Source organism: Inhella proteolytica (genome assembly GCF_016093275.1).
Classification (GTDB): domain Bacteria; phylum Pseudomonadota; class Gammaproteobacteria; order Burkholderiales; family Burkholderiaceae_C; genus Inhella; species Inhella proteolytica.
In genome coordinates, this window is record NZ_JAEDAK010000006.1 from 239,235 (window position 1) to 250,246 (window position 11,012).

Genomic DNA, 11,012 nt, shown 5'->3' on the forward strand with positions numbered 1-11,012 from the left:
AGAGTGCCTGGATGACTGAACCCCGCATCCAAGCCCTCGGCAGCCACCGCTGCGAACTCGGCGAATCGCCGCTCTGGCACCCGGCCGAACAGGCGCTGTACGCGGTGGACATTCCGCGCCGCCAGATCCTGCGCTGGCGCAGTGGCCAGACCGAGCCCGAGATTTGGAGCCAGGACGCCGAGCCCAGTTGCCTGGCCCTGCGCGCGCAGGGTGGCCTGTTGGTGGCGCGGCGTGATGGCCTGTTTGCCTTCGGCCCCGAGCGCGGCAGCAGCGAGCGCCTGCAGCCGTCGCCCTTCGACCCGGCGCGGCAGCGCTACAACGATGGCAAGGTCGATGCGGCCGGGCGCTTGTGGGTCGGCACCATCGACGACGCGCGGGCCCCCGAGGCCGCGCTGTACCGCCTGGATCGCGACGGCGCGCAACGCATGGCTGGCGGCATCACCACCTCCAACGGTCTGGCCTGGAGCCCGGACGGGCGCTGGATGTACTGGGCCGACACCAAGGCGCACACCGTCTTTCGGCTGGGCTTTGATGCCGAGCAAGGCGAGCTGGGTGAGGCCGAAGCCTGGCTGCGCTTTGCGCCACGGGCACCGGAGCAGCCCTTGGAAAGCTATGGCGGCCGGCCCGATGGGGCGGCCGTGGATGCCGAAGGCTGCTACTGGGTGGCGATGTTCGAAGGGCAGCGCCTGCTGCGTTTGGCTCCTGATGGCCAGCTGCTGCAGGCCGTGGAACTGCCGGTGCGCTGCCCCACCATGCCCTGCTTCGGCGGCTCCGATCTGCGCACGCTCTACCTCACCACCGCGCGCGAGAAGCGCCCGGCAGAGGAGCTGGCGGCCCAGCCGCTGGCTGGCGCCGTGCTCACCCTGCGTGTGGCCGTGCCGGGCCTGCCCGCAGTGGCCTGCACCCTGTAACTGAACCCAGGCTTGCAAAGGCTTGCGAAGCTAGGAAGGGCTCTCGGGCAAAAGTCATAGGCAGCCACCAAAGGTTTCCACCTATACTCCCGTGGTTTTGCCGACCGGTGTGAGCCGGTCGCGCCGTTTCTGGAAGGCCTGCATGTCAGAACCACAACCCTCTGCCGCAGACCGCTGGGACGACGCGATCGAGTCCGTGCCCGTCGCTCCCTGGACCGCAGAGCAGGTGCGCGCGCTGGAACAACAGCAGCCGTCCCTGTCGATGTGGCGGGTGGTGGCGGTGCAGGCGCTGGTGGGCGCGGTGCTGGCGGGTTTGTGGGCGTTTTTTGGCTCGCAACCGCGCGCGCAGGCGGTTTCCGCCCTGTGCGGTGCCGCGGCGGTGGTGCTGCCTTCGGCCGCTATGGCCTGGGGGCTGCGTCGTCGCAGCGAGCAGCCGGCCGCCGCACTCCTGGGCTTTCTGGTCTGGGAGCTGGTGAAGATTGGTTTGACGATCGCCATCCTGGTGGCGGTGGTCAAGACGCTGCCCGAATTGAGCTGGCCAGCCCTGCTGGTGAGCCTGATCGGGTGTCTGAAGGTGCATGTGTGGGGCCTCTGGGCCTTGCGCAGAACTAACTAACGAACAGAGCGAACGACGATGAGCAGCGAACAGCACGCGCCCAGCGCCGGTGAGTACATCCAGCACCACCTGCAGCACCTCCAGAAGGATTTCTCCTTCAATAGCGTCAAGCAGACGGACATCGTCGATTTCAGCCTGTTCAATTTCGACTCGCTGTTCTTCTCCGTCACGCTCGGCATGCTGGTGCTGTTCCTGATGTGGCGCGGTGCCCGCAAGGCCAGCTCGGGGGTGCCGGGCCGTGGCCAGGCCTTCGTCGAGATGCTGGTCGAGCTGGTTGACGGCCAGGCCAAGGGCGTAATCCACAACGAAACCAGCCGTCGCTTCGTCGGCCCGGTCGCCCTGACCGTGTTCGTCTGGATCTTTGCCATGAACTTCATGGACATGCTGCCGGTCGACTTCCTGCCGCTGATCTGGCACAGCGCCGGCCCGGCCCTGGGCTTCAAGGACTACCTGCGCGTCGTGCCCTCGGCCGACCTGAGCACCACGCTCGGCATGTCGACCATGGTGCTGCTGCTCTGCATCTACTACAACATCAAGATCAAGGGTCTGGGTGGCTGGGGCCATGAGCTGATCTCGGCGCCCTTCGGCTCGCACCCGGTGCTGTGGCCCTTCAACTTCCTCATGCAGATGATCGAGTTCGTCGCCAAGACGGTCTCTCATGGCATGCGACTGTTCGGCAACATGTTTGCCGGCGAACTGGTGTTCATGCTGATCGCCCTGATGGGCGGCGCGTGGGCGCTCAATGCCACCGGCATCAGCCTGGCATTGGGTCATGTGGTGGCTGGCACGATCTGGACGCTGTTCCACATCCTCGTGATCGTGCTGCAGGCCTTCATCTTCATGATGCTGACGCTGATCTACATCGGCCAGGCTCACGACGCCCACTGAGCGTCTTCTCTTTCCCGTCCCTTTCTTTCCCTTACCCCTCTAGGAGCTCTCAAATGGAAAACATCCTCGGCCTCGTTGCTCTGGCTTGCGGCATCATCGTTGGTCTGGGCGCTATCGGTGCCTCGATCGGTATCGCGCTGATGGGTGGCAAGTTCCTGGAGTCGTCGGCTCGCCAGCCCGAGCTGATGAACCAACTGCAGACCAAGATGTTCATCTTGGCCGGTCTGATCGACGCCGCCTTCCTGATCGGTGTCGCCATCGCCCTGCTGTTTGCCTTCGCGAACCCGTTCGTCCTGAAGTAATCACCGCTCCCTTTCACGCTTGAAAGGAGTTAAGCCGTGAACATCAACGCAACCCTGTTCATTCAGTGGATTCCGTTCCTCGTTCTGGCTTGGTTTACGGCGCGCTTCATTTGGCCGCCGATCACCAAGGCCCTGGACGAACGAGCGGCCAAGATCGCTGACGGACTGGCGGCTGCCGACAAGGCCAAGGCCGCGCAGGCGGACGCCAACAAGGCGGCCGACGCCCTGCTCGCGCAGACCCGCGTCGAGACGACCAAGCAGATCGGCGACGCCGAGAAGCGCGCTGCCGCGCTGATCGAAGACGCCAAGCGCCGTGCCGAAGAGGAAGGCGCCAAGATCCTGGCCCAGGCCAAGGCGGACGCCGACCAGCAGGTCATCCGTGCCCGCGAAGCCCTGCGTGACCAGGTCGCCGTGCTGGCCGTCAAGGGCGCCGAGCAGATCCTGCAGCGCGAGGTCAACGCCGGCGTGCATGCCGAGCTGCTGAACCGCCTGAAGACGGAGCTCTAAGCATGGCCGAACTCGCCACCATCGCCCGTCCGTACGCGGAGGCGCTGTTTCAGGTCGCCGTCAAAGGCGACCTGAACGGCTGGCAGACGCAGCTCGACGCTCTTGCCCTGGTGGCGGGGGACGAAGGCCTGCGCCAGTTCGCCGCGCATCCGAAGACTTCGGCTGGCCAGGTCTTTGACCTCGTGGTCGAGGCCGCCAAGCTGCCCCTGGCCGATGGCATGCGCAACTTCCTGCGCACCGTCATCGAGAACGGCCGTCTGGACGCGCTGCCCGCCGTGGCCGCGCAGTTCCACGCGCTGGCCAGTCAGGCGCAGGGCGTGGCCGATGCGGTGGTCGAGAGCGCCTTCCCGATGGACGCCGCCCAGCTCGCCGAGCTGAGCGCCGTGCTGGAAAAGCGCTTCGGCCGCAAGCTCAAGCCCGAAGTCAAGGTCGAGCCCAGCCTGATCGGGGGCGTGCGCGTCACCGTCGGCGACGAAGTGCTCGACACCTCGGTGCGTGCCCGCCTTGAGCGCATGAAGACCCAGCTGACCGCCTAAAGCAGCCTCAACATCCAACGCCCGGGGCTGGCCCCCGGGCGGGAGAAGCAAGATGCAACTGAACCCTGCAGAAATTTCCGAACTGATCAAGAGCCGCATCGAGGGCCTGGCCCCGAGCGCGGATGTGCGCAATCAGGGCACCGTCGTCTCGGTGTCCGACGGCATCGTCCGCATTCACGGCCTGTCGGATGTGATGCAGGGCGAAATGCTGGAGTTCGCCGCGGACGCCAGCGGCCAGCCCAGCTTCGGCCTGGCCCTGAACCTCGAGCGCGACTCCGTCGGCGCCGTGGTGCTGGGTGCCTACGAGCACATCTCCGAAGGCCAGACCGTCAAGTGCACCGGCCGCATCCTGGAAGTGCCGGTGGGCCCCGAGCTGGTGGGCCGCGTGGTCAACGCCCTCGGTCAGCCGATCGACGGCAAGGGCCCGATCAACGCCAAGATGACGGACGTGATCGAGAAGGTCGCTCCGGGCGTGATCGCGCGCAAGTCGGTGGACCAACCCGTCCAGACCGGTCTGAAATGTATTGACACCATGGTGCCCGTCGGTCGTGGCCAGCGCGAGCTGATCATTGGCGACCGCCAGACTGGTAAGACCGCTGTCGCCATCGACACGATCATCAACCAGAAGGGCCAGAACATGGTCTGCGTCTACGTCGCCATCGGTCAGAAGGCGTCGTCGATCAAGAACGTGGTGCGTGCCCTGGAAGCCAACGGCGCGATGGAATACACCATCGTCGTCGCGGCCTCGGCCTCCGAATCGGCCGCTATGCAGTACGTGTCGGCCTACTCGGGCTGCACGATGGGCGAGTACTTCCGCGACCGCGGCCAAGACGCCCTGATCATTTACGACGATCTGTCCAAGCAGGCCGTGGCCTACCGTCAGGTGTCGCTGCTGTTGCGCCGCCCGCCGGGCCGCGAAGCCTTCCCCGGCGACGTGTTCTATCTCCACAGCCGTCTGCTGGAGCGTGCCGCCCGTGTGAACGCCGACTACGTCGAGGCCTTCACCAAGGGTGAGGTCAAGGGCAAGACCGGTTCGCTGACGGCCCTGCCGATCATCGAAACCCAAGCCGGTGACGTCTCGGCCTTCGTGCCGACCAACGTGATCTCGATCACCGACGGCCAGATCTTCCTGGAAACCAATCTGTTCAACGCCGGCATCCGTCCCGCGATCAACGCCGGTATCTCGGTGTCGCGCGTCGGTGGCGCTGCCCAGACCAAGCTGATCAAGAACCTGTCCGGCGGTATCCGTACCGACCTGGCGCAGTACCGTGAGCTGGCCGCCTTCGCGCAGTTTGCCTCGGACCTGGACGCCGCCACCCGCAAGCAGCTGGACCGCGGTGCCCGCGTGACCGAGCTGCTGAAGCAGGCGCAGTACCAGCCGCTGTCGATCAGCCTGATGGCCGCGTCCATCTACGCCGCCAACAAGGGCTATCTGGATGATCTGGACGTCAAGAAGGTGCTGTCCTTCGAGCACGGCCTGCACCAGTTCCTGAAGACCAGCCACGCCGCCCTGCTGGCCAAGCTGGAGCAGGACAAGGCCATGGACAAGGACGCGGAAGGCCAGCTGAACGACGCGATCGCGACGTTCAAGAAGTCCTTCGCTTGAACTGACCACCAGACGCGGGGCTGAGCAGCCCCGCGCTCCAACGAGGAGAAGACATGGCGGCAGGCAAGGAAATCCGCAACAAGATCAAGTCGGTCGAGAACACCAAGAAGATCACCAAGGCCATGGAGATGGTCGCGGCGGCCAAGATGCGCAAGGCGCAGGACCGCATGCGCACCGCCCGTCCCTACAGTGAGAAGGTGGCGACGATCGCCGGGCATCTGTCGATGGCCAACCCCGAGTACGTGCATCCCTTCATGGTGTCCAACGACGCCAAGAAGCCGGTCGGCATCGTGCTGGTGACCACCGACAAGGGCCTGTGCGGCGGCTTGAACACCAACATGCTGCGTGCGGTGACGCAGAAGCTGCGTGAAGTCGATGCAGCCGGCGGCAAGGCTGAGGTGGTGGCGATCGGCAACAAGGGCTTCGGCTTCATGAACCGCATCGGCGCCAATGTGGTGGCCCATGCCACTCAGCTCGGCGACACGCCGCATCTGGACAAGCTGATCGGTCCCGTCAAGGTGCTGCTGGACAAGTACGCGGCCGGCGAGCTGAGCGCCGTCTATCTGTGCTTCACCCGCTTCATCAACACGATGAAGCAGGAGCCGGTGCTGCAGCAGTTGCTGCCGCTCTCGGCCGAAAGCCTGAAGGACAAGGCCCGCGCCTCGCACGCCTGGGACTACCTGTACGAGCCCGACGCGCCCACCGTCATCGACGAGCTGCTGCTGCGCTACACCGAGTCGCTGGTGTACCAGGCCGTGGCCGAGAACATGGCTTCGGAGCAGAGCGCCCGCATGGTGGCCATGAAGGCCGCCACCGACAACGCCGGCACCCTGATCAAGGAGCTGAAGCTGGTCTACAACAAGACCCGCCAGGCCGCGATCACGAAGGAACTGTCGGAAATCGTCTCGGGTGCCGCCGCCATCGGTGGCTGATGAACTGAATACAGCAAGACAAGGAAATGAACATGGCTAACGCTCAAGGCAAGATCGTTCAGTGCATCGGCGCCGTGGTGGACGTGGAGTTCCCGCGCGACCAGATGCCCAAGGTGTACGACGCCCTCAAGATGGAAGGCTCGGCCCTGACTCTGGAAGTCCAGCAGCAGCTGGGCGACGGCGTGGTGCGCACCATTGCACTGGGCTCCAGCGACGGCCTGCGCCGTGGCTCGATGGTCTACAACACCGGCGACACCATCAAGGTGCCGGTGGGCAAGGCCACCCTGGGTCGCATCATGGACGTGCTGGGCAACCCGATCGACGAGCGCGGCCCCGTCTCCGGCGAGCTGACCGCCTCGATCCACCGCGCCGCTCCGGCTTACGACGAGCTGAGCCCGTCGCAAGAGCTGCTCGAAACCGGCATCAAGGTGATCGACTTGATCTGCCCGTTCGCCAAGGGCGGCAAGGTGGGTCTGTTCGGTGGCGCCGGTGTGGGCAAGACCGTGAACATGATGGAGCTCATCAACAACATCGCCAAGGCGCACAGCGGTCTGTCCGTGTTCGCCGGCGTGGGTGAGCGCACCCGTGAGGGCAACGACTTCTATCACGAGATGTCGGACTCGAACGTCGTGGTGCAGGAGAACCTGAGCGAGTCCAAGGTCGCGATGGTTTACGGCCAGATGAACGAGCCCCCGGGCAACCGTCTGCGCGTGGCGCTGACCGGTCTGACCATGGCCGAAGCCTTCCGCGACGAAGGCCGCGACGTGCTGTTCTTCGTGGACAACATCTACCGCTACACCCTGGCCGGTACCGAAGTGTCCGCCCTGCTGGGCCGCATGCCTTCCGCCGTGGGCTACCAGCCGACGCTGGCCGAGGAAATGGGCCGTCTGCAGGAGCGCATCACCTCGACCAAGGTCGGCTCGATCACCTCGATCCAGGCCGTGTACGTCCCTGCGGATGACTTGACCGACCCCTCGCCCGCCACGACCTTCGCCCACTTGGACGCCACCGTCGTGTTGAGCCGTGACATCGCCGCGCTGGGTATCTACCCCGCCGTGGACCCGCTCGATTCGACCTCGCGTCAGATCGACCCGAACGTCGTCGGCGAAGAGCACTACAAGACGACCCGCGACGTGCAGGCCGTGCTGCAGCGCTACAAGGAACTGCGCGACATCATCGCGATTCTGGGCATGGACGAACTGAGCCCGGAAGACAAGCTGGCCGTGGCCCGTGCCCGCAAGATCCAGCGCTTCCTGTCGCAGCCCTTCCACGTCGCCGAAGTGTTCACCGGCTCGCCGGGCAAGTACGTGCCGTTGAAGGAAACCATCCGCGGCTTCAAGATGATCGTCGCCGGCGAGTGCGATCACCTGCCCGAGCAGGCGTTCTACATGGTCGGCACCATCGACGACGCTTTCGAGAAGGCGAAGAAGATCCAGTAAGGCTGCGCATTCGGGCCGGGGGCGTTGTTGCCGTGCTCGCTGGACTCAGAGTCCAGCTCCGCGCGGCCCCTAGCCCGCAGCCCGACTGCTTGCTTACTGAACCTTCTTGCACGCTAAGAGGAATTTGAGATGGCAACGATTCACGTCGATGTGGTGAGCGCCGAAGAGAGCATCTTCTCGGGTGAGGCCAAGTTCGTCGCGCTGCCGGGCGAGAACGGCGAGCTGGGCATCCTGCCCCAGCACACGCCGCTGATCACCCGCATCAAGCCCGGCGCGGTGCGCATCCAGCGCGCCGACAACGGCCAGGAAGAGTTCGTGTTCGTGGCCGGCGGCATCCTCGAGGTGCAGCCCAATGCCGTGACCGTGCTGGCCGACACCGCCATCCGCGGCAAGGACCTGGACGAAGCCAAGGCGAACGAAGCCAAGGCCCTGGCCGAGGAAGCGCTGAAGAACGCCAGCAGCGACCTCGACCTCGCCAAGGCGCAGAGCGAACTGGCCATCCTGGCTGCCCAGATTGCCGCGATGCGCAAGCTGCGTGGCATGAAGCACTGAGAGTGACCTGAAGGACCCCGCCAGCGGGGTCCGGACCGCGAGAACCCCAAGCCCGCCCTCCGGCGGGCTTTTCAGCTTCTGAAACCCGTCCCCCATGACTGTCGTCAATGCCCTCCAGATCGTGCGCTGGGCCGCCTGGGCCCCCGGCCTGGATGCGGCTGCGGACTGGGCGCAGTGGCTGGCGGCGCCGACCCCGCTGCGGGGGGGCGAGGTGGCCGCACCACCGCTCACCGAAGTGCCTGCGATGGCGCGCCGGCGCATCGACCCCCTGGGCCGCATGGCCCTGCAGGTGGCCTACCGAGCGCAGGACGACCTGACGCCTGAGACGGTGCAGGCCATGCCGCTGGTGTTCGCCTCGCGCTGGGGTGAACTGGACCGTTCGGTGGCGCTGCTGCAGGACCTCGCGCGCCAGGAGCCGCTGTCGCCCACCGCCTTCAGCCACTCGGTGCACAACGCCATCGGGGCGCTGTACTCCATCCAGCGCGGCGTGCGGGCGAATCTGTCGGCGGTGGCCGCCGGCGCCTACAGCCTGGAGGCCGGATGGGTCGAAGCCCTGGGCCTGCTGCGCGAGGGCGCAAGCGAGGTGCTGCTGGTGGCCTTCGACGCCCCGCTGCCGGCCCCCTATGCGGGCAGCGGGCTGGACGCCGCGCTGATGCGTCCACATGCACTGGCCTTGCGCTTGCGTCTGGGGGGCGGCTTGCAGCTGCAGGCTGAGTCACAGACGACCGAGCCCGATGACGGCTTCCCGCCGGCGCTGCGTGCCCTGCGCTTTTTCACCGGTGGCGAAGCCGAACTGCGCCAGGGGCCCTGGCGTTGGAGTCGCGCGTGCTGACTTGGTGGCGCCGTGCCTGGCGGGCGCCCGTCACGGGCCTGCTGTTTGCCTGCTTCGGCCTCGGTGGGGTGCTGCTAGGCCTGACCGCCTTCCCGCTGCTGCAGCTGCTGGTGCGGGACCCGCAGCGCCGCGTGCGCTGGGCGCGCCGGCTGGTGCAGCGCAGCTTCGCCGCCTTCGTGTGGATGATGCGCGCCGGCGGCATCGTGGACACCCGCATCGTGGGCGCCGAGCGCCTGCAGCGCCGTGGCCAGCTGATCCTGGCCAGCCACCCGACCCTGGTGGATGTGGTGGCCCTGATCGCCGCCACGCCGAACGCCGACTGCGTGGTCAAGGCCAGCCTGGCCGACAACCCCTTCACGCGCTGGCCGGTGCGCGCCTGCAACTTCATCCGCAACAACGGCGGCCCCGAGCTGCTGGACGATTGCAAGGCCAGCCTCGCGGCCGGTGGCAATCTGGTGATCTTCCCGGAGGGCACGCGCAGCGTGCCGGGCCAACCCCTGCAACTGCAGCGCGGCGCGGCGCAGCTCGCCCTGCGCGCGGGCGTGCCGGTGACCCCGGTGCGCATCTTGTGCGAGCCCATCGGCCTGACCAAGGGACGCCCGTGGTGGCGCACCAACGACCGGCCCATGCGCCTCACCCTCGAAGTGGGGGAGGACTTGCCGATTGCGCCCTTTCTAGAGGCCGCGAACGGCGAAACCCCGCTCGCCGCCAGGCGCCTGACGGGATACTTGAAAGCTTATTTTTCGGAAGGGAGAGCGGCATGAACGATGCCCTGGAGCTGGAGATCAAGAACCTGCTGATCGAGGCCCTGAATCTGGAGGATCTGAGCCCCGAACAGATTGACCCGGAGGCCGCCTTGTTCGTCGAAGGCCTGGGGCTGGATTCGATCGATGCGCTCGAGCTCGGTCTGGCGCTGCAGAAGCGCTACGGCGTCGCCATGTCGGCCGACTCCGAGCAGACCCGCCGCCATTTCCGTTCGATCCGCGCGCTGGCCGAGTTCGTCGCCGGCAGCCGCAAGCAGTGAACCGCCTGAGCAGTTGAGGAGTGCGCCGCCATGAGCGAGCAAGAAATTTTTGAGCGCCTGCGCGCCATCCTGATCGAGACCTTCGACATCGAAGCGGAGCTGATCAAACCCGAGGCGAAGCTGTACGAGGACCTGGACATCGACTCCATCGATGCAGTGGACCTGATCGTCAAGCTCAAGCCCCTGGTGGGCCGCCGCCTGCAGCCCGAGGCCTTCAAGTCCGTGCGCACGCTGCAGGACGTGGTGCGCGCGCTGCAGGGCCTGCTGGCCGAGGCCGCCGCCGACGAGCAGGGACCGCTGGCGAGCGCCGCCTGATCCTTTGCGAAACCTTTTCTGGGTGGCGCTGACCGCCACCTACCCCCTGCTGGTCTACCTGGGCCTGGCGCACGCCGAACCGCGTGCCCTGGCCCTGCTGCTGCTCGGCCTGGCGCTGGCGCGCTTCCTGGCCTCGCGCAGTCAGCAGGCCTTGGGGCTGGCCCTGGCCGGCCTGCTGCTGGCCGCGCTCACCGCCTGGTCCAACCAGCTGCTGCCGCTCAAGCTCTACCCGGTGGCCGTGAGTGCCGCGCTGCTGGTGCTCTTCGGCCTCAGCCTGTGGAAGGGCCCCACCGTGGTTGAGCGCCTGGCGCGCCTGCAGGAGCCGAACTTGGACGCGCACGGCGTGGCGTACACGCGCCGCGTCACCCAGGTGTGGTGCGGCTTCTTCGTGCTCAATGGCAGCCTCGCGCTGGCCACTGCGCTGTGGGGATCGGACGCCACCTGGGCGCTCTACAACGGCCTCATCAGCTACGGCCTGATGGGCCTGCTGATGGGCGGCGAGTGGCTGGTGCGGCGGCGCGTGCGCGCCCACAAGACGGCGGAGAGCTGAAC

General features: G+C 66.5%; 15 protein-coding genes. All 15 read left to right on the forward strand.

Annotation, left to right across the window (positions count from 1 at the left end; all coding sequences use genetic code 11):
* Window positions 1–11 precede the first annotated feature (11 nt).
* On the forward strand, window positions 12–911 hold the full coding sequence (locus I7X39_RS10980) for an SMP-30/gluconolactonase/LRE family protein (RefSeq protein ID WP_198111192.1): 900 nt from the start codon (window positions 12–14) through the stop codon (window positions 909–911).
* A 142-nt stretch (window positions 912–1,053) separates the two neighbouring features.
* The gene (locus tag I7X39_RS10985) at window positions 1,054–1,527 is read left to right on the forward strand and encodes an ATP synthase subunit I (RefSeq protein ID WP_198111193.1); all 474 of its coding nucleotides are present in this window, start codon (window positions 1,054–1,056) and stop codon (window positions 1,525–1,527) included.
* Between the two features lie 18 nt (window positions 1,528–1,545).
* Window positions 1,546–2,415 (forward strand): F0F1 ATP synthase subunit A, encoded by an 870-nt coding sequence (gene atpB / locus I7X39_RS10990; RefSeq protein WP_198111194.1) that lies wholly within the window; start codon window positions 1,546–1,548, stop codon window positions 2,413–2,415.
* 53 nt (window positions 2,416–2,468) lie between these two features.
* Window positions 2,469–2,717 carry a F0F1 ATP synthase subunit C gene (gene atpE / locus I7X39_RS10995; protein ID WP_138855267.1) on the forward strand — a complete coding sequence of 83 codons (249 nt, stop codon included), beginning with the start codon at window positions 2,469–2,471 and terminating at the stop codon, window positions 2,715–2,717.
* A 36-nt stretch (window positions 2,718–2,753) separates the two neighbouring features.
* Window positions 2,754–3,224 (forward strand): F0F1 ATP synthase subunit B, encoded by a 471-nt coding sequence (locus tag I7X39_RS11000; RefSeq protein ID WP_198111195.1) that lies wholly within the window; start codon window positions 2,754–2,756, stop codon window positions 3,222–3,224.
* A gap of 2 nt (window positions 3,225–3,226) precedes the next feature.
* A complete protein-coding gene (locus tag I7X39_RS11005; protein WP_198111196.1) occupies window positions 3,227–3,760 on the forward strand; it encodes a F0F1 ATP synthase subunit delta in 534 nt (177 codons plus the stop codon).
* 52 nt (window positions 3,761–3,812) lie between these two features.
* On the forward strand, window positions 3,813–5,366 hold the full coding sequence (atpA, locus tag I7X39_RS11010; protein WP_198111197.1) for a F0F1 ATP synthase subunit alpha: 1,554 nt from the start codon (window positions 3,813–3,815) through the stop codon (window positions 5,364–5,366).
* Window positions 5,367–5,419: 53 nt separating this feature from the next.
* The gene (atpG, locus tag I7X39_RS11015; RefSeq protein ID WP_198111198.1) at window positions 5,420–6,298 is read left to right on the forward strand and encodes a F0F1 ATP synthase subunit gamma; all 879 of its coding nucleotides are present in this window, start codon (window positions 5,420–5,422) and stop codon (window positions 6,296–6,298) included.
* 32 nt (window positions 6,299–6,330) lie between these two features.
* Window positions 6,331–7,737, forward strand: a complete 1,407-nt coding sequence (gene atpD / locus I7X39_RS11020; protein ID WP_198111199.1) for a F0F1 ATP synthase subunit beta — start codon at window positions 6,331–6,333, stop codon at window positions 7,735–7,737.
* 129 nt (window positions 7,738–7,866) lie between these two features.
* Window positions 7,867–8,289 carry a F0F1 ATP synthase subunit epsilon gene (locus I7X39_RS11025; RefSeq protein ID WP_198111200.1) on the forward strand — a complete coding sequence of 141 codons (423 nt, stop codon included), beginning with the start codon at window positions 7,867–7,869 and terminating at the stop codon, window positions 8,287–8,289.
* A gap of 94 nt (window positions 8,290–8,383) precedes the next feature.
* Window positions 8,384–9,121: a beta-ketoacyl synthase chain length factor gene (locus tag I7X39_RS11030; protein ID WP_198111201.1), complete on the forward strand. Its 738-nt coding sequence runs from the start codon at window positions 8,384–8,386 to the stop codon at window positions 9,119–9,121.
* Complete coding sequence (locus tag I7X39_RS11035; RefSeq protein WP_310739909.1) at window positions 9,115–9,885, forward strand: lysophospholipid acyltransferase family protein; 771 nt, start codon at window positions 9,115–9,117, stop codon at window positions 9,883–9,885. The genes I7X39_RS11030 and I7X39_RS11035 overlap by 7 nt, the downstream gene beginning before the upstream one ends.
* Entirely contained in the window at window positions 9,882–10,145 is a 264-nt protein-coding gene (locus I7X39_RS11040) for a phosphopantetheine-binding protein (RefSeq protein WP_198111203.1), read from the forward strand. Before I7X39_RS11035 ends, I7X39_RS11040 begins: the two co-directional genes overlap by 4 nt.
* Before the next feature lie 30 nt (window positions 10,146–10,175).
* Entirely contained in the window at window positions 10,176–10,460 is a 285-nt protein-coding gene (locus I7X39_RS11045; protein ID WP_198111204.1) for an acyl carrier protein, read from the forward strand.
* A 4-nt stretch (window positions 10,461–10,464) separates the two neighbouring features.
* Window positions 10,465–11,010 carry a COG4648 family protein gene (locus I7X39_RS11050; RefSeq protein ID WP_198111205.1) on the forward strand — a complete coding sequence of 182 codons (546 nt, stop codon included), beginning with the start codon at window positions 10,465–10,467 and terminating at the stop codon, window positions 11,008–11,010.
* Window positions 11,011–11,012: the final 2 nt, after the last annotated feature.